Here is an 18,707-nt window from a genome sequence, read left to right as displayed (position 1 = left end):
TTGGGATAGGCGGACGGAGAGCGAGGGAACGTTTTTCATTGACCTCCTGCGGGAGCGTGGCGTCAAAAAGGTGCTCGACGTGGCCACTGGGACCGGTTTTCATTCGGTCCGGCTCCTGGAGGCCGGATTCGAGACCGTGAGCGCCGATGGCAGTGCCGAGATGCTTGCCCAGGCATTCGACAACGGGCTCAAGCACGGTGAGCACATCCTCCGCGTCGTACAGGCGGACTGGCGCTGGCTCAATCGTGACGCCCACGGCGAGTACGACGCCATCGTCTGCCTAGGGAACTCCTTCACCCATCTATTCTCTGAGCGCGACCGGCGCAAGGCACTCGCGGAGTTCTACGCGATGCTCAAGCACGACGGGATCCTCGTCCTCGACCAGCGCAACTACGACGCGATCCTTGATCGCGGCTACACCAGCAAACACGTGTACTACTACTGCGGGAAGGACGTCGCGGTCGAACCGGAGTATGTGGACGAGGGGTTGGTGCGCATGCGCTACAGCTTCCCGGACAAATCCGTCTACCACCTGAACATGTTCCCGCTGCGCAAGGACTACACACGCAGACTCATGCAGGAGGTCGGCTTCCAGCGGATCGAGACGTACGGCGACTTCCAGCACACCAACCGGGAAGAGCGGCCCGACTTCTTCATTCATGTCGCGGAGAAGGAATACCGGATCACAGCCGAACCGCCCGTGGAATATTCCGAGGCCGTGGGGACCGCGCGCGACTACTACAACTCGGCGGACGCTGACGCCTTCTACTCCCAGGTCTGGGGAGGAGAAGACATCCACATCGGCATCTACGACCGGCCTGACGAGCCAATAGCCGAGGCCAGCAGACGCACCGTGGAACGCATGGCGCGACAGCTCGACCTGACGGCCTCATCCGTCGTACTCGATCTCGGGGCGGGCTTCGGCGGCTCCGCGCGGTACCTCGCCGAGACCTACGGCTGCCGAGTCATCGCGCTCAACCTCAGCGAGGTGGAGAACGCCCGTCACCGCATGCTGAACGCCGAGCGCGGACTCAGCGAAGCCATTGAGGTGGTGGACGGCTCCTTCGAGAACATCCCACTTCCGGACCAGAGCGTCGACGTGGTCTGGTCCCAGGACGCCCTGCTCCACAGCGGCAACCGCGACCGTCCCTTGGAGGAGGCTGCCCGTGTGCTGCACCCGGGCGGCCACTTGATCTTCACCGACCCCATGGCGGTGGACGGCTGCCCGGCCGAGACACTGCGCCCCATCCTGGACCGCATCCACCTGGAGGATATGGGCTCGCCCGACTTCTACCGCCATGAACTGGCGCGACTCGGATTCACCGAGGTCGGCGGCGGCTTCGAGGAACACCGGGAGCAACTGATCACCCACTACGCCCGGGTACTGGACGAGACGCGGCGTCAGGAGGCTGACGGCCTGGCCGACCAGGTGAGCGCCGACTACCTCGCGCGTATGAAGAAGGGTCTCACCAACTGGGTCGAGGGCGGCAGGAACAACCAAGTGACGTGGGGCATCTTCCACTTCACGCGATAGCTTACGGCCGGGTGACGGGCCCCGCCCGCCGCCCGGCCGCACCAACGGCGTACGACCGCAGTGTCCAGGACGAGGGCGATTTTTTCGCCGTGCAATGCTCCCCCGGACGGCCGTTCCCAGGCATAGGAGTGGCGGCTACAGCGCCCTCGCCATCGACGCAGGGGGAGCGTGCGCGGCGCTGCCACACCTTGGGCGCCGATACGTCATCCGCCCTGCTCGTGGGTTCCCTGGTCGATCAGACATCGGCAGTTTCGCTCCCCACACACGCGCTGTTCACGCGCCCGCCAGTCGCGCGCCGTCATCGCCCTCCGTGCTCCGTCGCCTGGCCTGCCTTGCCCTGGCCCGCACGTCCGCCATCCTCCACTTGTTACCGATGAGCGACCGGAACAAAGACGACGGATTGGTTGAACGGCTGGTGCCGGACGAGTGATGCGTGCCGTTCCGGCACGTGGTCTCCACCGCGTCATCCTCGATGCACTCGGCGCCCGCGGCGAGCTGGACTGGTCGCGGTGTGCGATCGGCTCCGTCAGCCACCGGGCGGCAAAAGGGGGCCGCTGACGGGACCGAGTCCGACCGACCGTGGCAATTCGGGATCGAAGGTCCACCTGATCACGGACCGGAACGGGTGCCGACCGCGAGGACTTCGAGCCCTGCTGACCGGTCCTGTTCCGCTGCTGCTGATGTGCGGCCTCGCATGCCTCGTATGAAGATCCAGATCGAGGATTACGCGCGGCGGACCACCGCGTAGCAACCCGGACCACACAACTTGCGAGAAACCTCGCCATGGACGTCCACGGGGCCGGCACTTGCGGTGAAGTGTCTGATCCGTGACCGCACTCTCATCTTTGACCTCGCGCTTTCACGAGGCGGGCTGTCCGACTGAGGTCCTTGTTCCCGCCACCGTCGGAGGCGCTTCCCAGGTGAAGAAGCGGATCGGGTCCCACCCGCGTGTCCGCGTCGAGGGCGGCGGTCGCGGGGTGAATTCGCAAGCCGGTGCGGTACTGCCGGTCGAGACGGTCCGCGAGACAAGGATCTCCTGGGCGTCGCCTTGGCGGTCGCGCTCGGCGGTGGCTGCCTCTCGGATGTCGCGGTGCTGCGGTGCTGCGGGCCTGCGGTGCTGCGGTGCTGCGGTGCTGCGGTGCTGCGGTGCTGCGGTGCTGCGGTGCTGCGGTGCTGCGGTGCTGCGGTGCTGCGGTGCGAGCCTGCCGTCTTCGGCCCGGTCACCTCTGACTCGACGGCATCCCACCTGATCGACGTCCTTACCGCCGGGCAAACACGCTCCGGACGCCGGTGGACAGGTCACGGTCAATCTCGACAGTGTCCTGATTCACGGCTGCGACCTTGTCGGCAGTACCTGATCGGCCCGCCTCGGTAGCATGCAACGCATGGCCATCAAACTTGAGAACGTCGGCATCGCCGTTCGCGACCTCGAAGCGACGATCTCCTTTTTCACCGACCTCGGCCTCACGGTCCTCGGCCGTGACACGGTCAGTGGTGAGTGGACCGACACTGCCGTCGGCCTTGATGGGAATCACGCCAAGATTGCGATGCTCCAGACGCCAGACGGTCACGGTCGCCTTGAGCTCTTCGAGTACATCCACCCCGAAGCGATCGAGTCGAAGCCCACTCTTCCCCACGAGATCGGCATGCATCGCGTCGCCTTCTCGGTCGACGACATCGATGAAGCCCTTGCGGTAGCCGCGAAGCACGGATGCCGTCCGCTTCGCGGTGTGGCGACCTATGAGGACATCTACAAGCTCACGTACGTCCGTGGCCCCAGCGGCATCCTTGTGATGCTCGCCCAGGAGCTGAAGAAGAACTGACGGCCGATCAGGTCAATGAGGCTCGCGCCTGCACGAGGCGATGGAGACGCCGCCATCAGAAGCGATCACGCACTAGCCATTACCGGCGGCGAGCTGCTCAACGGCCATGAAAATCGCGACCTTGCTCGTCGGAGTTTCCGGAGATGAGGAAGGCCGCGTGCGAAATAGACGAGACGGCGAGGGCGTTGCGACGACGGTAGCCCTGTCAGGAGCCTTCGTTCCGACAGAGGGTGCGATCGCGCGATGATCCCCGGGTGGGATGGTCGCTTCACGGATCAAGGAGTCTCGCTGATGGTCAGTGTGAGTATGGAGAATGCGGAACAGACAGAGCAACGGCTACGTCGTGTGATCGCCCAGGCTGACCTCGTCGTACACGACGGTGTCTGGTGTTTTGAAGAGTCTCCGGCCGACCAGCCGCCGGCGCTCACCGGCGAGACGCTGGCGGTCGTTCGGGACCGGGAGAGTTGGAGCCGCCTCGTCCCGTTCGCCCAGGAGGGCGACGGCGTCGAACGCTTCGGAATCTTCTCCTTCCACTTCGCCGATCACGTGGACAACAGCGGTTTCGTCGGCTGGCTGGCCACCCACCTCAAGGCTGAGCTGGGGACCGGCGTATTTGTTGTCTGTGGCAGCAACCGCTCCCGCGGCGGCATCTATGACTACTGGGGCTGTCCCATCGACTTGCTGGATCAGGCCATCGCGGTCGTCAGGACGCTACGAGTCAGCTGACCTGTTGGCAGGCGACGATCCACCCACAAACGGTGAAGACTTCGATCTACAGCCGGAGACCATGGGCGACTTCAGCTACTCCGACCACTGAACCGCCGCGCCGAGGAACCCTCACTGCTGTTTTGGTGGAGGCTCACGCCTGACCGTCGGTCAGAGGGCCGCAGGGGCTCCACCAAGCATCGCGGAGGCGTGTTCCACCGGGTTGAGGACGCGCGTGGGCGCGGCGGGGGGAAGGCCACGGCAGGTGAAACCGAGCTTGGCCATGGCCCGGAGGACTTCGCCGGCGCTGAAATCGCGGGGGTCCTGGCGTGTGACGATCTGGCCGACCTGCTTGACGGGGTAGGTTCGGCGACCGATGATCACGCACTCGCCGACGACCTGCTCGGGCTTGACGCCCTTCATTGCTTCCAGGACGCCGCTTTGGGTGAGCTCGAACGGGAAGCGTGCGATGACACAGCGCATGATGCCTCACAGGAAGAAGAATGACGGGGGGTGGTTCTGCCGCGGTGAGGTGGCTCAGCGGGCAGGGGCGAGGACACCCGGAGCGCTGCCTTGTTTGTCGACGCCAGACAGGGAATCGCGTCGGCGGCAGCGCATCGCGTGCTCGGCTTCCATCATGGTGGTCACGGCGAGGCGAACGGCTCATGGCATCCGAGGATGTCGCGCAGCTGGACCCGGTCCGTGTACGTAGACCTGTCGCGGACTGCGGCGAGCTGGGCCTGGGTGACCAGCCCGGTGCACAGGCCGTCGTTGTCGCAGACACGCAGGTGCCCGGTGCGGGCGCTTGCCATGACGGACAGGGCGACCTCGACGGTCATGTCGTCACAGACCTGCGGTCCGGCTGTGTCCATGGCGTCGGCCACCGTCCTGTGGCAGAGGGAAGCATTCGCCGAGCGAGGCCGCACCTGAATTGGCGTCAAAACGTGCCTCCCGCAGAGGTGGGTCAGTTCCTGATCACGAAGGTTCTAGGTTCGTCGCACCGAACGAGGGCTGCCGCACGGACACGCGCTAGGCAGCCGAAGCGGGGCTGCGTCGGCCGCGTGAGGGCGCGCGGCGCTTATGCCGCTCGGCCACCGGCGCGGTGATCGTCACGGGGATGCCGGAGGGGGTCTGGGCGCCGGTGATCTGGCTGAGTGTCTTTTCCCCGGAGCGGACCTGGGTGGTCCGGGGCACGATGCCGGCGGCCGTCATGAGGCGGGTCATGTCGCGGCGCTGGTCGGGGGTGACCAGGGTGACGACGCTACCGGACTCGCCGGCCCGCGCGGTACGGCCCCCGCGGTGGAGGTAGTCCTTGTGGTCGGTCGGGGGGTCGACGTTGACGACGAGGTCGAGGTTGTCCACGTGGATGCCGCGCGCCGCGACGTTCGTCGCCACGAGCACAGTGATGTGCCCGGTCTTGAACTGGGCCAGCGTCCGGGTGCGCTGCGGCTGCGACTTCCCGCCATGCAGGGCGGCGGCCCGGACACCGCTGTTCAGCAGGTCCTTCGTCAGCCGGTCGACGGCGTGCTTGGTGTCCAGGAACATGATCACCCGGCCCTCGCGCGCCGCGATCTCCGTCGTCGTCTGGTGCTTGTCCGCGCCGTGGACGTGCAGCACGTGGTGCTCCATCGTGGTGACCGCACTTGCGGACGGGTCGACGGAGTGGACGACCGGGTCGGTGAGGTAGCGGCGGACCAGGAGATCGACGTTGCGGTCGAGGGTGGCGGAGAACAGCATCCGCTGGCCCTCGGGGCGGACCTGGTCCAGGAGCGCGGTGACCTGGTGCATGAAGCCCATGTCGGCCATCTGATCGGCCTCGTCAAGGACGGTGATCGCGACCTGGTCCAGTCGACAGTCACCGCGGTCGATGAGGTCCTTGAGGCGACCCGGTGTCGCGACGACGACCTCGGCGCCATCGCGCAGGGCGCTGGACTGGCGGCGGATCGACATTCCGCCGACGACGGTTGCCAGGCGCAGCTTCACCGAGCGGGCGTAGGGGGAGAGCGCGTCGGTCACCTGCTGGGCCAGCTCACGCGTCGGCACGAGGATCAGAGCCAACGGCTGGCGGGGCTCGGCGCGCTGTCCGGCGGTGCGGGCCAGCAGGGCCAGGCCGAAGGCAAGGGTCTTGCCGGAGCCGGTGCGTCCGCGTCCCAGGGCGTCGCGTCCGGCGAGGGTGTTGGGTAGTGTCGCGCCCTGGATCGGAAACGGGACGGTCACGCCTTGTGCGGTGAGCTCGGCCAGCAGCTGCTCGGGCATGTCGAGGCCGGCGAACGCCTCGACGGCGGGCAACCCGGGAGTGATCGTCTTCGGCAGGGCGAACTCGCCCATGACGGCTGCGGGCCGTCGGCCGTAGCCGCCCGAGCGGCGCGGACCTCCTGAACGGCTCGGGGTGGGCGAGCCGAAGCGGCCGCCCCGGTCCGAACCGGCGCCGGGGCGGAAAGCGGGGCCGCCGGCGCGGCGGGGGTGGGAGGAGCGGCCGTTCGTATGTGTGGCGGTCATTGCGAACCTTCCTTGATACGGCACGTATGAAGGAATTCCCGCAGCGGAAGAGCAGCGCGGAGAAGCACAAGAACGGGCCGAATAGGATGCGAAAGTAAATCTGGCTTGTAGTGAATCTGATGCAGGTTGCAGGCAGTGAAATGGGTGACGTCGCGCGGACGTGGAGTCCAGGACTACGACGGGTCCAGCCTCGAAGGGGCACACATTCCGGGGGAAAGAGCTGCGGGCGGCGGGATTCCACAGGTGCGACCACGGCGGGAAATGCCCGTAACGCGGGGCCCACCCACACCGCGAGGGATGCGGGCCCAGCCACCAAATGCGCGTCAGTCTCAGACGGGAACGATGTTCTCGGCTGTCGGGCCCTTCTGGCATGACGCGATGAACACATCAGCGCCGCCACTGTCTTGCTCGATGAAGCCGAAACCCTTGGCTGCGTTGAACCACTTCACGGTGCCGGACGCCATGTCATATCTCCTCTGGGGCAGTACGCCGGACCCGTCAATGCGCGGATACCGGGTCGCCGCGATGATGCCCCACCCGGAAGAATGACCGGAAATACAAAATGCTTCCAGCGCCTGAAAATACAGACAGAGGCGCTTCAAGTTCGGGAATCAAGACTGCAACTGAGAGCGACAGTACCATATCCTAGCGGTCTGTGCGCGCTAAAAAGATTTTGCTCTGTTCGTTGCGGCAAAAACACTCATCGCACAGTGCGTAAACCCTCACCTCACGGTCATAGATATTGATCCGTCCGGGGCGCAAGGTTTCAGGAAGAGTGGTCGTCGTTCACAGCTCGGAGGACACATGAGACCAGCCGCGACCCGGTCGACCGGCAGCAGGCGGACCGGGAGGCGGCCATCAGTTGGCCTGCGGCAGTGGCCCGCACCACCGCGCGGCCATAGGTCGCGGAACGGTCGGCTGCCGCGCAGCGGGCAGGTGTCAACTCCCCTCAGCTTCGCGGGCGTCGCCAAAGAGACGCAGGTAACGCGACCATAGCTGCGAGCGCCACGATGACATCGGCTTCGTCGGCGGCGGCGAAGCTGGACGCAATTCCCTGGACCTGGGAGCGGATCGCCTCCCCTCCCAGAGGGCTAGGAGTCGGCCATGAGCTGGAGCAGGTCGCGAAGGTCACGCCGCTGAGGTTCGGCGAGGGCGGCCAGCGGATCGCGGGCGAAGCGCAGCCGGTCCCGTAGATCCCGGGCGGCCATCCTTCCGGCCTCGGTGGTGGCGAGCAGCTTGATCCGCCGGTCGTTGGGGTCCGGCTGTCGTTCGACCAGGCCCCGGGTCTGCAGCCGGTCCACGACGCCGGTGAGGTTCGACGGCTCGGCACCCAGCCGCTCCGCGACCCGGCGCATCGGCTGCGGGGTCTCGTCCAGCGCCACCAGGGTCTTGACCTGCTGCGGAGTGAGGCCGTGATGGGCTGCGGCGGCCTCGAACTCCCGGGTGTAGCGGTCAGTGATCCTGGCGAAGAGGGCGACCACCTCGTCGGCGTCGCCTTGGTCCCCTACTCCCCCGTCGGCCGCGGCTTCCTCTCCGGCGCCATCTCCGACACCGCCTCGCTGGCGGAGGACGACTACCGTCGCCACGACCCCCGTTTCCAGGGCGAGAACCTACGCGCCAACCTGCGCCTGGCCGACCGGGTGCGTTCGCTGGCCGCCGAGGCCGGCATCACACCCACCCAGCTCGCACTGGCCTGGCTGCTCCACCAGGGCGAGGAAATCGTCCCCATCCCCGGCACCAAGCGCATCACCTACCTTGAGGAGAACACCGCGGCCGCCGGGATTCGTCTGGACGCCCACCAGCTCGCCGCCCTCGAGGCCGCTGTGCCGCCCGGCGCCGCCGCCGGGCTCCGCTATCCCGAACAGTTGATGCACCGCGTCGACAACTGACGCACCGCTCCCCGCGAGGAGGCCCGGACGCGCGACCGCAGCGGCGCCCGCCGATCTCGTCATCAGCGGCTGACGGCGCTGATGACGTCCGGGGTGACGGACGACCCCCGCTTCGCCGAGCCGCGGCGGCCGTGGCGGGCTCGCCATCCCCGGGCTGATCAACTGCCGCACACACTCGCCGATGGTGTCGCCGCCCGGCATCGACCGCCCTACGTGTGAGGTGCCCGCCGGAAGCACCTGCCGCGCCCGCGGCGGCAAAGTCGCCCATTGCGGTTGGCCTGCTGACCGTCTGAAAGCGGTGCGTGCTCCCAGCACGTCGCTTCCACCCCGGCGGGCATTTCGAACTCATCCTGGACCATGTCCGGACCGCGACCGGCTGGTCCGTCCGGTCCCGGTGGACGGGGGGATGAATCAGCCCGCCATCAGGCCGTCGGGGCATCAGGTCACCCCGGGCTCACTATCGGGAAACCGGCCCTCGGGGAGTATCGGAACGGGAATGAGCGGTATCCGCTGACGCAGTACCGCGTCAGCGAGCGGACTCCACCATCACCGTACGGGGGCCGGGGAGTTCGCGGGTCTGGAGGGCGGCAACGTCGGCGTGCGCCGCTTCGACGGCTTCCGGGTACGCGTCGCGCTTGGCGTGCTCGGCGAGTGCCCGGTAGACGCTGGCCACCGAGGGTTCTGCCCCTTGCGCTTGCCGGTGGGGATGATCAGGTCGTGCTGGATCTGCCCCATCGACTCGCCGTTCGCACGGCGCCGCAGCACGGTGTGCAGCATGTCCTCGGTGATGACCGGCGGGCGGCCGCCGTGCTTGCCCTTGCGGGCCGCCGCGTCGAGCCCTTCGAGGGGTATCGCCGACGATACGGGTGTCAAAGGGGCAATGGGTTGATCTTGGAATCCCGGTGTCCCCTCAGCCCTCCTGTTCATCCTCGCGAGGATGCGGTAGACGGTGGCGACCGAGGGCCGCTTGCCCTGGTTCTTGCCCGAGGTGATGACCAGCTTGCGGGCGATCTCGGGGACGGGAACCCGTTGGCCCGCGTGGATCGGGCGAAGTCGGCCATGTCGTCGTCGACGACCTTGGGGCGTCCGCCGTGCCGGCCGCGCTCGCGGGCGGACGCGAAGAGGGCGGCGCCGTGGCCGGAGGGGTCGTAGACCCCTTGGAGGGGGCCAGTGAGGAGTGCGAGCTGGATGTCGTTGTGGCGCAGGTCTGCGGCGATGGCCAGGAGTTCGGCGGCGCCGCGCCCCAGACGCTTCATCTCGTGCACGGTGAAGATCACCCGTTGGTGGGGGACGGCCTTCTTGATGGTGCGGGCGAAGTCCATCGCCTTGACCAACTCGGGCCGGACCTTGATGCGGGTGCTGATCTTCTCGGAGAACACTGGGTCGCACCCGGCCTCGGCGAGCGCGTCGAGCTGGCTCCGGAGTTCCTGCTGGGCCGTGCTGCACCGGGCGTACCCCACTCTCGTGGGCTTTGTGGTGGCCTCGGGTACGGCGGCGTCGATGGTCGGGCCCATATCCCAGGCGTGGCCGGGGCCGCGGTCGGCGAGGGTGCGGACTTCGAGTTCGGCGCGGAACTGAGGGGCGAGCATGCAGCGCGGGTTGTGGTACTTCGGGGTGACCTTGCCGCCGCGGGCGCGGCAGGTGCTTCCGGCGGGCACCTCACAGGTGGGGCAGTCGAACTGTTCGACGACGGCGGCCGGTTCGGCGGGCTCTGGCGTGTCGCAGAACCTATCGCGAGGGGCTTTGTGCGAAAGCTGTTTTGCGAGAGGTTGTGAGAACGAAGATCAGGGGCAACCCGGACATGGCCCTTCGGTGGTTCGCGATCTCTCAGAACTACTGATTCTGAGAAGGCGGTTCTGCGGACAATGAGTAGTGCACGCCGGTGAGCTGCTCGGAGAGCACCCACAGCTTGTGGGCTGTAGAGGAGTCCTGGATAGCCCGTTCCCGGCTGCGAAGGACGGGCTCGCCACGGAGCTGGAACGGCCCATCGGGCACGACGTAGCTTCCCCCGGGCAGGTCGGGGACGGTTGAGGCACACAAGGAGGTCTTGGCGCCGTCTGGTGTGGGGCGGAAAGCGATGCGCAAGAGCAGGCGCGCGAGGAGACCGTATGCGCGACCCCGGTTGCTGTTGGCGCCGCCGGTGAGCACGTTGGAGCGGGTGAGTCCGGGGGCGACAGCCATGCTGCGCAGCCTCAGCCCGGCGGTGTCGGCCCTCCGCTGCAGTTCCATGGCGAAGTAGAGATTGGCCCGTTTGGACTGCACGTAGGCAAACGCCGTTCGGTAGCGATGCTCAGCATTGAGGTTGGCCATGTCGAATCGGGCGAATCGCTGGCCCTCACTGCTGACCGTGACCACGCGCGGATCGCCGGCGGCCAGCAGGTGCGGCATGAGGAGGCCGGTGAGCGCGAACGTGCCGAGGTGGTTGATGCCGAATTGGGACTCGAAGCCGTCGGCGGTCCGGGAGAGCGGCACCATGGCGACGCCGGCGTTGTTGACCAGGAGATCAAGCCGGTCGTGACTCCAGTCCTCAGCAAAACTGCGGATGGATATCAGGTCGGCGAGGTCGAGCATGCGCAGTTCGGCGTGGGAGCCGGGGGCTTCGGTCCGCAGTCGCTCCACTGCGTCCATCCCGCGCTTGCGGCTGCGGCAGGCCAGGATGACATAGGCGCCGCGGCGGGCGAGTTCACGAGCGGTGACGTACCCGATGCCGCTGTTCGCACCGGTGACAACAGCCAGTCGCCCCGACTGGTCAGGAATGGAGTCCGGTGTCCAGCTCATGCACGGAACGGTTTTCGGCATTGAGTTCGCGGAGTGATGGTCACCGCACGCGGCTGTGTCGCCAGGGTCGCGCAGGGAGGCTCGCGAGGCCGCCCAGGAGTCGCGGGTCATGGGGAGCTCCAATTCGTGGGTCAGGAGTGACTGCGGCCTCGAAAGAGCACAGCCACATTGCAACTCAAAGTTGCGATAGCCTGATCCTGCTGCATGTTCCGCCGTCAACGCAACTGGGAGTTGCAATGGAGTCTGTTGGGTCGCCCTCAAGGCGTGCACCCGCTGTCGGGCGAGGCACCAAGATGCGCGCCGCCGTGCTGGAGGCGACCATCACCGAGCTCACGGAGAGCGGGTATGCAGCCCTGACCGTCGAAGGCGTCGCCCAGCGGGCCGGCGTACACAAGACGACGATCTACCGGAACTGGAAAGACTCTGACGGCCTTGTCGCCGACGCGCTGGCCAACCACTTCGCCACGGACATCCCGATCCCCGACACCGGGGCGGTGGAGAGTGACCTCCGCGCGCTGGCCCGCTCCCTCGTTGCCACCATGACCACGCAAGCAGGCCGGGCCTTGCTCACTACCGTCCTCTCGGACGCCGTACGCCTCACCCAGTTCGCCGAAGTCAAGCATGCCCTCTTCGACGACCGGTTCCGGCGGGCGGAACCCGTTGTCACCCGAGCCATTGAGCGCGGCGAACTACCTGCGGACACCGACCCTGCCGAACTCCTCAAGGCCCTCGCCGCACCAATCTACTTCCGGCTCGTGTTCACTGGCGAGCCGGTCGACGAGGCGACCGCAGACCGGGCAGTGCACGTCGCACTGGCCGCTGCGCACGCAGGCGTGTTGCCAGCAATGGCCGAGGGCGAGCCGGGCGTGCAGCAGTGAGGCGATGTGCGGGTGCGCCGGGCGTCGAGGGCGGCCCGGGTGATCTGCACGGCCTCGCGGTGGCGGCACGTGATGTGAGCGCGGCTCGTGATGTTCTGACTGTGAGTCGGGATGAGAGTCAGCAGGGTGCCGGTCCAGGCAGCGTGCGACGAACAGCCGGGCTCTTCGCGTAGTGGAGGCGAACACCATGGCGATATCGCGTGCTGTCGTCGATGCTGAGGATAGGTGTTGGAGGGGATAACGGGAGATGCACGGCGGCAGCGTCCCGGCCATGACGGGTGGGTCACCAGAGGTGACGCCTGCTCGACGGGGCACCGTACGCCACGGGCACAACCCGTGGACGGAAGCGTGGCGGGCCTACGGGGGGGACGGGCATGACGACGACCGAGCCACCGGACGAGAGACGGGATGATCCGCAGCCGGGTGGTGCCGACGGCACCCTTGCGGAGCCAGCCCCACAACGGGCCAGGCAGAACGGGGCCCCGGCCAGCAGCCCGCCGGCCGCGGCCGCGCAACCCCCACGACAGAGCGACGCCGACGAGGGAAACGGGGCGCGTGAGAGCTTCGCATCGATCGTCGCCGAGACGCTCGGCGTGTCACCCGGCTCCTCTCGGCGGCGCAGAGCGGTGACCTTGCTGGTGATGCTGTCGATCGCTTTCATGGCCGTCTTCCGGGACACGCTGACCGGCTACCTTATGATCAAACCCAGCGTGACCAGGGAGAACGACTCCAACGCGGAGTACGACGCCAACAAGGTGCCGTTCACGGTGTCCGTGCAGCCCGAGGAAGACGAGCCCGAAGCATGGGCCATGGTTCTCGACCGGGCACTGACTCCCGAAGAGAAGCAGAAACTGGTAGCCGTCGAGAACGACCGCTCGGGCGCCTTCTCATACCTGAAGAAGCTGGGCGGTCGCCCGCTCGCCGACAAGGCCACGCTGGAGAAGGCCCCCAAGCGGTACAAGGAACAGCTGGTGTCAAGCACCCTCGGAGGGTACGCCGACGTGTTCCAGATGAACGTGATGAGCACCCGGTCCACCGCGGTGGTCATCAACGGCTGGCAGGTCACCGACGTCACCTGCCGGAAGAGCACCGGGCACACCATCGTGCGGCTTCCGGAGCAGGGCGGAGCATCCTACGAGGGTCTCCAGCTGCATATTCCGCCCCTCGTCGGCGAACCGGTGCTGACCGATGAGACCGAGGGACAAGGCGAGTCCTACTTCAGCACCCATTACATCGAGGTCGGAGGCGGCCAGCCCTCGGGCGGTTTCAAGGTGCGGGCGATCGCCCCACGGGGGAAGTCGTGCCAGTGGGGCATCAAGGTCCGCTACACCGACTCCTACCAGACCGCACGGTGGGTTCAGCTGCAGGACAGCAATGGCAGGCCCCTGCATATACGCACCGACTCCATCCCCATGGACGCCCGGCAGGATTGGGTTTTCATTGTCCAGCCATGGAGACTGTGCGAGCGTCAGATGTCGAAGTGCATCACATAGTCGGCACAGTCATGGCCTTTGTCCCTTTGGCCGTGCTGTGCATCCAAGGACGTAGTTTGGCTGGCCAAGCCGGGCCTCAGCTGTTCCTTCACGGTGGTAGACCCTCCCCTGGAACGCTACGCCCGCCCCGGCGTCGACGCGGTCGCCCGACAGGTCGCCGAACGCGCCCCCGCCGCCCGCCGGAAGCGCCGACGCCTCCAAGATCAACTATTGGCGGCTTCTGGGCTCACCTCGGCGATCCCCCCGATAGCCAGGGCATGCACCCGCGTTCATTTATCGACCGTTTGCCGAACGTGCACCCCTGAGCCGCTCCGCGCCCCAGCTCCCCGCCGGAACCTCCGCGACGGCGACATGCTCACCGTTCAGGAAGTCGACCGCCTCGGCCGCAACCTTCTCGAAGGGCTGATCGTCCTCAACGACCTCTTCCAACGCGGCATCGCGGTCAAGGTGCTGGACGGCATCGCCACCGGCGAGCACACACACGAACGCTCCCTCATTCTCGATCTGGCCCTCGCCCTTGCCGAAGACCGGCGCCGCGACATCGTGAAGAAGACGAAGAACGGCCTCGACTCCGCCCGCGCACGCGGCCGCGTCGGCGGCCGGCGCCCCGTCGTGGACGACGACAAGCGCCGCGTGATCCTCGCCCGCCGAGCCGAAGGCCAGTCAATCCGCCAGATCACCGCTGCCGTCAAGGTGTCCGTCGGTGTCGTGCACAAGACCCTCAACCCGGTAGCGGCGCCCGTCGACAGCTGACCCCCAGGGGCGGATCGCTACTTTGCGGCTGGTGTCTGAGCTAGGACACCAGGGCCGACATAGGTGTCGGAGATGTGGTGGTAGGCGATCCCGCCCGGCTGGCCGTACCGGACGGACGTCTCGGCGAGCAGGTTGTCGAGGTAGGTGTCCACGTGAGTGCCGTCGGCGGCCACCGTGGTGTCGTCGCCCCACGCCTGGGAGACGTCCAGAGGGGCGTGCGCGTTCACCAGGTCGGCGATCGCCTCGTTCAACAGCACGATGGAGAAGTGCCGGTGCGCGGTGCTCCAGGACGCAGAACGAGTACGCCGCCTTGTCGACCAGGCCGTGCGTCAGGTTTGGGTTGGCGAACACCAGCCGCCGCCATGAGCCGGTCACAAGATCGGAGGCGACTTCCTCAGCAGTCCCGGTAGCCGTACTTGTCGCGGATCGCCCGCGCATGCTCGTACGCCGTCTGCGAGCGGGGCCGGTACTCGGGGAAGTGCTCGTCGCCGATACCGAGCTGCTCGGCGACGAACCGCATGGCGAAGATCGTTCCGCTACCGCCCCTTTCCGTTCCGATACTCCCCCAGTGCCAAACCCCGGCCGGGCAATGCCGTCGGAGAACAGCCGGGACGATGTCGCTCCGGAGAGAGCGGGAACAACGGGAACGGCCCCCGCGGGGGTGGCGGGGGCCGTCGGCCGACGGACAGCCGCAGGGGAGTCGGCTGCGGCGTCACGCGGGAATCGTGGATGTGTGTTACCAGTCGATGGCGTTGGTGCTGTCGCTCTGCCAGAAGGTGACCTGGGCGCTGTCGTCGATGGAGACCGAGCCGCCGGGCAGGGCGACGGAAGTGGCGGCGTCCGAGCCCTTGAGGAACACGCCCAGCTTGGTGGCCTTGGTGCCGCTGGCACCCGAGCCGTCGGCGCTGGAGGTGAGGATGCCCGCGTAGCCGGACTTGCCCGGGGCCAGGGTGACGAGAGCCTGCGGCTTGGTGTCCTCCGCGACCGGGGTCGCCGCCTGGGCGTCGTCGAACCGCAGCGAGGGCCAGTCGACCAGGCTGCAGGTGGTGCCCGAGTTATTGGTGGCCTTCAGCAGCATGTGGTTCACCGGACGTGAGACCTTCGAGGCGGTCATCGACACCTTGCCCGGGTCACACGTGGTGGTCTTGGAGCCGGAACCGCCCGCCGCGCCACCGTTCTTGCCACCGGTCTCCTGGACGCCACCTCCCGCGGGAGCGTCCTGCTCATCACCGCTCTGGGAGTCCGAGCCCGTGGAGGCGGCAGCCGAGCTCTCGGCGGAACCGGAGCGCTTGACCCCGTCCGCGTCGTCGTTGTTGCACGCGGCCAGGGTGAGAGCCGCGGCCATCAGCGTGACGCTGGCGACGGCGGTACGGACGGTGCGGGCGTTGAGCACGGCGGTCGACATCAGAAGTTCCCTGGGGGTCAAGTGGTCGTCTTGCGGTACGTCTCAAGACTGCGTTCACCCGCTGGCGTACGGCTGCTGCTCCGCTGGCACCCCGCTAACGTCTCACTCACGCCACTCCCCCGGCAGCTCGGCCCGGGCATCTCGCGGGCTGCTGACAGCAGGCCCCGCCCTCGGCCTCACACACCGTGCCGCAATGGGATGTCACCACGTATGTGGTCAGTTCAAGGCGCGCTCGTAGACGACGAAACCCTCGTGGCATGCCACCCGGTCGTAGAGCGCCCGAGCCGTCACCTTGTCCGTATGCGTCTGCCAGTAGAGCTTCTCGGCCCCTGCCCTGCTGGCCGCTGTGGCCGCCGCCTCGATCAAGGCACTGCCCACTCCCCTGCCACGGGCACCGGGGGAGGTGAACAGGTCCTCCAGATAGCAGCAGCACCCGGCAGACCACGTCGAAGCGTGCAGGACGTAGTGGCAGATGCCCACCAGCGTGTCGTCCGCCCACGCTCCCAGCGCGCCCATCGGCTCCGCGGGATCAGCGAACCGGGCCCACGTCAGATCGGTGGCCTCCATCGGGAGAACCTGCTCGTCGAAGTCCAGGTACGCCTGCCACAGCGGCTCCCACGCGTCCCTGTCGGCCAAGGCAAGGGGGCGCACCTCCACCCCGAAGTTCGACATGCCCCTACCTCGCTCGCCATCGCAGCACGCAAGGTGCGACGAAAGCATCCATCCGCTGTCCCCGAGACCTCAGGTCGAAGCGAAACTCGGTGGCGAGGGGGGCCGTCACCGAAGACCACGCACCGCATGAGTGACGAACCCGTGTGTGGAACCCAGGCGACCGTCTACCCCGGCATGTGGGCCGACCCGGAGGACGAACCCCGCAACACGCAGGCCCCAGTCCGGAGGGCGAGCTTGCGACGCTTCAGGACTTCCTGACGGGTTACCGCCTGACGCTGCGCATGAAATGCCAGGGCTTGGACCCGGAGCAACTGTCCCCGCGGTCGGTTCCACCGTGGACGTCACCGGATCAGCGACAGTGAGCCGCTGCCGAAGCTACGGCGAGCATGACGCGGACTTCAACGGCGCCGACGGCGAACAGGCCGCGGTCGACGCCGCCTACGTCGGCCTCGAGCGCGAGCAGACCGCCACCGACGCCACGCTGGCCGAGCACTCCGACTTGGGCGAGCGCGCGGGGAAGGACAAGATCGCCATCCGGGAGCTGATGGTGCACCGGATCAACGAGTACCCCCGCCATCGGAGGCACGCCGACCGACGAGCGGTGATCATAGGTCGTGTCCGGCCGATGCGGAGCAGTTGAGGCCATGGGGGGCGGTGGCGCCGATAATTCGGTTGCTTCCCGGCACGACCGCACCCAGGATGTCCGCGACCGCATGCGCCGCCCGAGTGGAGCATGTGCTAGGGAAATCCCTCGGAACGAACCAGCGCACCCCTCGTGGTTTACGATCCGTCGACCGATCCGCATTTCACGAGGAACACCGGACAGGAATCAGCACGTGAGCCCTAAAAGCACCTTGCTCGAAACTCCGCGCTTGCGTCTGCGCACTTTTCGAGATGACGACGTCGATGCATTCTGTGAATACCGGTCCCACCCTGATGTGGCTCGGTATCAGGGCTGGTCGGCTCCTGTGTCACGCGAAGCCGGGGCGTCCGACATCCGAGAATACGGAGGGACGGACCCATCTGCACCCGGATGGTTCATGTACGCCATAGAGGCCAAAACGAGCGGCCTGCTCATAGGGGAAATAGGCGTCCACCTCCATGAGAACAGGATGCAGGCAGACATTGGATTCACCCTGGCTCCCGCGCATCAAGGCATGGGACTTGCCACAGAGGCGCTGACCGCTACTGTGGATAGTTATCTCGCGCGAGGCTTGCGCCGCATCTCCGCGGACTGCGACGCACGGAACATCCGGTCCGCAGCCTTGCTCGAGCGAGTCGGGTTCCGGTTCGAAGGTCTTCGCAAATCGAACCGTCATGCCAAAGGCGAGTGGGTCGACGAACTGTTCTTCGGCATGGTCTCCGAATGCCGGAAGCCCACCTGAAGAGTGTCCCGCAATCGCTGGTTCCAGTGGTGGGGTGGGGCTCGGAAGTCGGTGGCCGTCGTACGGGTCTTCGGTTCTCCCAGCGTCCTTCCCCCCGCTCATCCTCGAGGTGGCTCCCAGTCCGTGTCAGCGCCACCAGATGCTCGCGCTACCGCCGAGACCGGAGACCTGCTGCCGTGCCGCCTGGTCCCACTTCCGGCGGAGCGGAAGGCTGTGGTGACCCGTGAACGCGGCCGCAATCGGCAGGCGGGCGATGGTACTGGGAATGTCTGGTCCGGTCGGTCAGTCGAAGACCCGCGCCAAGAACCGTCCCACTGCCGTGAGCCCCCGCCCGACCCATCCGAACAAGCCCACGTCCGCGGCCACTTCGCCCGCGTCAGCGGCCATATCGGCCCGGTCCGCCACGTTGCGGCACCCTGAACAGGATCGAGGCCACCGACGCCTCCGCCCACCGCACTTCCTGCACGTTCGCATGACACCCATTCTGCCTGTCGGCAGATGCCTCCCGTGACCTGGGACCCTGCCCCCGCCTCGCCGAAGAACACGCTCCCGGCTCCCGGGAAAGAACGCGGTTCCGCCTGAAACGGCATCCTCGAGCCGGATACGGTGTTCTGCGGCGAAGCCGTTCCGCCACGGGGGTCGAGCACTGCCGCGCCCTGGTTCGCGGGGCGACCTCACGCCGGCGATGGGGCCCTCGCTGACAGTGTCGTCCGGGCAGGCGCTCGGTGGAGTGGTACGCCTTGTCTACGCGGAGCCTGCCGGGGCGGCGGCGTCGCGGTCCACGCCGGGATCGGATTGCGGGAATGCCCACGACCAGCGGCAGAAGCGCCTGGCTGTCGTCAACGTTCGCGCCCGAGACGCCGAAGGCGAGGGGTAAGCCCTGAGCAGCTCGC

18 protein-coding genes and 6 pseudogenes are annotated in these 18,707 nt (G+C 67.1%); 11 read left to right on the top strand and 13 right to left on the bottom strand.

What is annotated here, in order from left to right; genetic code table 11:
* Positions 1–46 precede the first annotated feature (46 nt).
* From AB0C66_RS17800 to AB0C66_RS17780, 5 genes and pseudogenes are all read left to right on the top strand, one after another.
* Positions 47–1,534: a methyltransferase domain-containing protein gene (locus AB0C66_RS17800; RefSeq protein ID WP_362438842.1), complete on the top strand. Its 1,488-nt coding sequence runs from the start codon at positions 47–49 to the stop codon at positions 1,532–1,534.
* Between the two features lie 453 nt (positions 1,535–1,987).
* A pseudogene (locus AB0C66_RS17795) lies at positions 1,988–2,160 on the top strand (IS5/IS1182 family transposase); the annotation flags it as partial.
* A 294-nt stretch (positions 2,161–2,454) separates the two neighbouring features.
* A pseudogene (locus AB0C66_RS17790) lies at positions 2,455–2,862 on the top strand (hypothetical protein); the annotation flags it as partial.
* A 57-nt stretch (positions 2,863–2,919) separates the two neighbouring features.
* Positions 2,920–3,357 carry a VOC family protein gene (locus tag AB0C66_RS17785; protein WP_362438702.1) on the top strand — a complete coding sequence of 146 codons (438 nt, stop codon included), beginning with the start codon at positions 2,920–2,922 and terminating at the stop codon, positions 3,355–3,357.
* A gap of 291 nt (positions 3,358–3,648) precedes the next feature.
* The gene (locus AB0C66_RS17780; protein ID WP_362438699.1) at positions 3,649–4,083 is read left to right on the top strand and encodes a DUF6196 family protein; all 435 of its coding nucleotides are present in this window, start codon (positions 3,649–3,651) and stop codon (positions 4,081–4,083) included.
* A 150-nt stretch (positions 4,084–4,233) separates the two neighbouring features.
* On the opposite strand, the gene AB0C66_RS17775 is transcribed toward AB0C66_RS17780, so the two are convergent.
* From AB0C66_RS17775 to AB0C66_RS17755, 5 genes and pseudogenes are all read right to left on the bottom strand, one after another.
* Positions 4,234–4,545 carry an SCO5918 family protein gene (locus AB0C66_RS17775; protein ID WP_362438696.1) on the bottom strand — a complete coding sequence of 104 codons (312 nt, stop codon included), beginning with the start codon at positions 4,543–4,545 and terminating at the stop codon, positions 4,234–4,236.
* Between the two features lie 54 nt (positions 4,546–4,599).
* A pseudogene (locus tag AB0C66_RS17770) lies at positions 4,600–5,003 on the bottom strand (hypothetical protein).
* Positions 5,004–5,091: 88 nt separating this feature from the next.
* Positions 5,092–6,561 (bottom strand): DEAD/DEAH box helicase, encoded by a 1,470-nt coding sequence (locus tag AB0C66_RS17765; RefSeq protein ID WP_362438693.1) that lies wholly within the window; start codon positions 6,559–6,561, stop codon positions 5,092–5,094.
* 329 nt (positions 6,562–6,890) lie between these two features.
* Positions 6,891–7,025, bottom strand: coding sequence for a cold shock domain-containing protein (locus tag AB0C66_RS17760; protein ID WP_362438690.1), 135 nt, complete (start codon positions 7,023–7,025; stop codon positions 6,891–6,893).
* Positions 7,026–7,652: 627 nt separating this feature from the next.
* On the bottom strand, positions 7,653–8,042 hold the full coding sequence (locus tag AB0C66_RS17755; protein ID WP_362438687.1) for a MarR family transcriptional regulator: 390 nt from the start codon (positions 8,040–8,042) through the stop codon (positions 7,653–7,655).
* A gap of 15 nt (positions 8,043–8,057) precedes the next feature.
* Between AB0C66_RS17755 and AB0C66_RS17750 the strand changes: the two genes are divergently transcribed.
* Positions 8,058–8,450, top strand: a complete 393-nt coding sequence (locus AB0C66_RS17750; RefSeq protein WP_362438684.1) for an aldo/keto reductase — start codon at positions 8,058–8,060, stop codon at positions 8,448–8,450.
* A 526-nt stretch (positions 8,451–8,976) separates the two neighbouring features.
* Here the strand turns inward: AB0C66_RS17750 and AB0C66_RS17745 are convergent.
* The 3 genes from AB0C66_RS17745 to AB0C66_RS17735 all read right to left on the bottom strand — a co-directional run bounded on the left by AB0C66_RS17745 (position 8,977) and on the right by AB0C66_RS17735 (position 11,228).
* Positions 8,977–9,123, bottom strand: a complete 147-nt coding sequence (locus AB0C66_RS17745; RefSeq protein ID WP_362438681.1) for a hypothetical protein — start codon at positions 9,121–9,123, stop codon at positions 8,977–8,979.
* Positions 9,124–9,373: 250 nt separating this feature from the next.
* Positions 9,374–10,108, bottom strand: a complete 735-nt coding sequence (locus AB0C66_RS17740) for a recombinase family protein (RefSeq protein ID WP_362438678.1) — start codon at positions 10,106–10,108, stop codon at positions 9,374–9,376.
* A 175-nt stretch (positions 10,109–10,283) separates the two neighbouring features.
* The gene (locus AB0C66_RS17735) at positions 10,284–11,228 is read right to left on the bottom strand and encodes an oxidoreductase (RefSeq protein WP_362438675.1); all 945 of its coding nucleotides are present in this window, start codon (positions 11,226–11,228) and stop codon (positions 10,284–10,286) included.
* A 293-nt stretch (positions 11,229–11,521) separates the two neighbouring features.
* Between AB0C66_RS17735 and AB0C66_RS17730 the strand changes: the two genes are divergently transcribed.
* The 3 genes from AB0C66_RS17730 to AB0C66_RS17720 all read left to right on the top strand — a co-directional run bounded on the left by AB0C66_RS17730 (position 11,522) and on the right by AB0C66_RS17720 (position 14,352).
* The gene (locus tag AB0C66_RS17730; RefSeq protein ID WP_362438672.1) at positions 11,522–12,106 is read left to right on the top strand and encodes a TetR/AcrR family transcriptional regulator; all 585 of its coding nucleotides are present in this window, start codon (positions 11,522–11,524) and stop codon (positions 12,104–12,106) included.
* 374 nt (positions 12,107–12,480) lie between these two features.
* Positions 12,481–13,599, top strand: coding sequence for a hypothetical protein (locus AB0C66_RS17725; RefSeq protein ID WP_362438669.1), 1,119 nt, complete (start codon positions 12,481–12,483; stop codon positions 13,597–13,599).
* 93 nt (positions 13,600–13,692) lie between these two features.
* Positions 13,693–14,352, top strand: coding sequence for a recombinase family protein (locus AB0C66_RS17720; RefSeq protein WP_362438839.1), 660 nt, complete (start codon positions 13,693–13,695; stop codon positions 14,350–14,352).
* A 17-nt stretch (positions 14,353–14,369) separates the two neighbouring features.
* On the opposite strand, the pseudogene AB0C66_RS17715 reads toward AB0C66_RS17720, so the two are convergent.
* The 4 genes and pseudogenes from AB0C66_RS17715 to AB0C66_RS17700 form a co-directional block, all read right to left on the bottom strand.
* Positions 14,370–14,654, bottom strand: a pseudogene (locus AB0C66_RS17715) (Tn3 family transposase); the annotation flags it as partial.
* A 92-nt stretch (positions 14,655–14,746) separates the two neighbouring features.
* Positions 14,747–14,872 (bottom strand): DUF4158 domain-containing protein, encoded by a 126-nt coding sequence (locus AB0C66_RS17710; protein ID WP_362438666.1) that lies wholly within the window; start codon positions 14,870–14,872, stop codon positions 14,747–14,749.
* A gap of 216 nt (positions 14,873–15,088) precedes the next feature.
* A complete protein-coding gene (locus tag AB0C66_RS17705; RefSeq protein WP_362438663.1) occupies positions 15,089–15,757 on the bottom strand; it encodes a DUF4232 domain-containing protein in 669 nt (222 codons plus the stop codon).
* Positions 15,758–15,973: 216 nt separating this feature from the next.
* Complete coding sequence (locus tag AB0C66_RS17700) at positions 15,974–16,429, bottom strand: GNAT family N-acetyltransferase (RefSeq protein WP_362438660.1); 456 nt, start codon at positions 16,427–16,429, stop codon at positions 15,974–15,976.
* 126 nt (positions 16,430–16,555) lie between these two features.
* Here AB0C66_RS17700 and AB0C66_RS17695 point away from each other — a divergent pair.
* Together AB0C66_RS17695 and AB0C66_RS17690 are read left to right on the top strand one after the other, a co-directional pair.
* Positions 16,556–17,069, top strand: a pseudogene (locus tag AB0C66_RS17695) (hypothetical protein).
* 196 nt (positions 17,070–17,265) lie between these two features.
* Positions 17,266–17,814: a GNAT family protein gene (locus AB0C66_RS17690; RefSeq protein ID WP_362438657.1), complete on the top strand. Its 549-nt coding sequence runs from the start codon at positions 17,266–17,268 to the stop codon at positions 17,812–17,814.
* A 733-nt stretch (positions 17,815–18,547) separates the two neighbouring features.
* Here AB0C66_RS17690 and AB0C66_RS17685 read toward each other — a convergent pair.
* Positions 18,548–18,697, bottom strand: a pseudogene (locus AB0C66_RS17685) (IS5/IS1182 family transposase); the annotation flags it as partial.
* Between the last annotated feature and the right edge of the window lie 10 nt (positions 18,698–18,707).

Origin of the sequence: Streptomyces sp. NPDC048636, from assembly GCF_040650655.1 — a bacterium.
Classification (GTDB): Bacteria; Actinomycetota; Actinomycetes; order Streptomycetales; family Streptomycetaceae; genus Streptomyces.
This window is presented reverse-complemented; position numbering and strand designations above follow the sequence as displayed.

Excerpts from the sequence above, each read along its gene's own strand:
- AB0C66_RS17785 (WP_362438702.1), top strand. The coding sequence starts at position 2,920 with ATGGCCATCAAACTTGAGAACGTCGGCATCGCCGTTCGCGACCTCGAA.
- AB0C66_RS17780 (WP_362438699.1), top strand. The coding sequence starts at position 3,649 with ATGGTCAGTGTGAGTATGGAGAATGCGGAACAGACAGAGCAACGGCTA.
- AB0C66_RS17775 (WP_362438696.1), bottom strand. The coding sequence starts at position 4,545 with ATGCGCTGTGTCATCGCACGCTTCCCGTTCGAGCTCACCCAAAGCGGC.
- AB0C66_RS17765 (WP_362438693.1), bottom strand. The coding sequence starts at position 6,561 with ATGACCGCCACACATACGAACGGCCGCTCCTCCCACCCCCGCCGCGCC.
- AB0C66_RS17760 (WP_362438690.1), bottom strand. The coding sequence starts at position 7,025 with ATGGCGTCCGGCACCGTGAAGTGGTTCAACGCAGCCAAGGGTTTCGGC.
- AB0C66_RS17735 (WP_362438675.1), bottom strand. The coding sequence starts at position 11,228 with ATGAGCTGGACACCGGACTCCATTCCTGACCAGTCGGGGCGACTGGCT.
- AB0C66_RS17730 (WP_362438672.1), top strand. The coding sequence starts at position 11,522 with ATGCGCGCCGCCGTGCTGGAGGCGACCATCACCGAGCTCACGGAGAGC.
- AB0C66_RS17725 (WP_362438669.1), top strand. The coding sequence starts at position 12,481 with ATGACGACGACCGAGCCACCGGACGAGAGACGGGATGATCCGCAGCCG.
- AB0C66_RS17710 (WP_362438666.1), bottom strand. The coding sequence starts at position 14,872 with ATGCGGTTCGTCGCCGAGCAGCTCGGTATCGGCGACGAGCACTTCCCC.
- AB0C66_RS17705 (WP_362438663.1), bottom strand. The coding sequence starts at position 15,757 with ATGTCGACCGCCGTGCTCAACGCCCGCACCGTCCGTACCGCCGTCGCC.
- AB0C66_RS17700 (WP_362438660.1), bottom strand. The coding sequence starts at position 16,429 with ATGTCGAACTTCGGGGTGGAGGTGCGCCCCCTTGCCTTGGCCGACAGG.